The organism is Bacillus sp. SIMBA_005 (genome assembly GCF_046535585.1).
GTDB classification, from domain to species: domain Bacteria; phylum Bacillota; class Bacilli; order Bacillales; family Bacillaceae; genus Bacillus; species Bacillus pumilus.
Map to the genome: position 1 here is coordinate 1 of NZ_JAWRWI010001324.1, position 229 is coordinate 229.

The following is a 229-nucleotide window of genomic DNA, read 5'->3' on the forward strand; positions in this document are numbered from 1 at the left end:
GTCGTAGCCCCAACTGTCGCTTATGCCGAACGGCCCGCCATGCGGCAGCACGACCATTGGCAGCGCGCGCCCCTCGCTGCCGCGCGGACGCGTCACGAAACCCTGCAGCGCCAAACCGTCGCGCGCCTTGAGCGACACGGCCTGCACGGTGGCGGCCGTCCGCGGCTGGACCCAGTCGCGCCGGCTCAGCACGTGCTCGGCACGACGGGTCTGGGTGTCGAACAGGTAG

Annotated in this window: 1 protein-coding gene; it reads right to left on the minus strand. The window is 71.6% G+C overall.

What is annotated here, in order from left to right:
* Positions 1–229 (minus strand): alpha/beta hydrolase family protein (locus tag SB660_RS24370; protein WP_410585236.1); only part of this gene is annotated, 229 nt, incomplete at both ends.